We start from the raw sequence: 1,066 nt of genomic DNA on the forward strand, positions 1-1,066 counted from the left end.
AAAAATTTGTTTTTCATAATCCCTCCATGATTTTATTATTTTTAACATTAGATAGTATATATTACTTTGAAATATTTTACAAATATAAATAATGGCTTCTAATTATTGGAGCCATTTCAGTAAAATTATTTTTCTATATATGATTTTACAAAATACTTGCCATCTTTGTTTTCAAGTGTTAAAGTAGCATAGTTACATTTTAATATCAAATTATTTCCCTTAATTTCTCCTTCAGTTGGGTAAAAAGTCCCAATACTTACATCGCTTACAAATGTATAATACGCATTTTTTTCTTTCAAGTACAAACATTTGTCTTTGCTTTTCACATCGTCAGATACAATCCCTGCATATTTCATCAACGTAGCATCTACAAGGTTCTTGTCGATTTCTACTAATGGCATAAGCTTACTTGACAATTCAAATTCAGAAAAATTATCTAGTTTTTTCAGCTTTTCAAGAGTAGTTTTGAATTCATCAGAATTTTCTTCCAAAACTTTACTTGGAAAATAATTAATAAAGCTATCCAAATCTATTTCTTTTGGATCGTTGTAACTTCCTGCCTTGAAGAAATTCGAAGTTATGTTTTTAATTTCATCAAATTCTGATCCAGGCCTTTTCTCCACAAAAACTTTTTTAATTTGATTTACCTCGTCATCTGTTAGCTTTCTATCTTTTCCTGCCTTTATCCCTTTGAAAGCTTCTTCAAAGTAATTTCCAACCCATTTTTGTTGTTCTTCAGTTAATTTGATATTTTTTTTGTTGTCTTTACTTTTATCGCAAGATGCTAGAAATATTATCGCAAATAATAAAACAACCGAAACTTTTAAAAATTTATGTAATCTTTTCATACATACTCCCCCTTTATTTGGTTTATTTATACCCTGATTTTTAAAATTCATAACAAAAATATCCCCTCAATATAAATTGAGAGGATACCTAAAATTTAGAAGTTTATGGGATTACTTTATGATACTTGTTAATTGATTAATTACATCTTCAGATACTGATTTTTCTCCACCAATTACATAAGATTTGTTGAATTTAGTATCTTTGATGAATTGTTCTG

The 1,066-nt window shown here is 27.3% G+C and carries 1 protein-coding gene; it reads right to left on the bottom strand.

Translation table 11 applies throughout. The features are described from left to right. Positions 1 to 125: 125 nt before the first annotated feature. Positions 126 to 848 (bottom strand): hypothetical protein, encoded by a 723-nt coding sequence (locus KHW44_RS10000; RefSeq protein ID WP_304069010.1) that lies wholly within the window; start codon positions 846 to 848, stop codon positions 126 to 128. Positions 849 to 1,066: the final 218 nt, after the last annotated feature.

The organism is Finegoldia magna, from assembly GCF_018371055.1.
Taxonomy (GTDB): Bacteria; Bacillota; Clostridia; order Tissierellales; family Peptoniphilaceae; genus Finegoldia; species Finegoldia magna_I.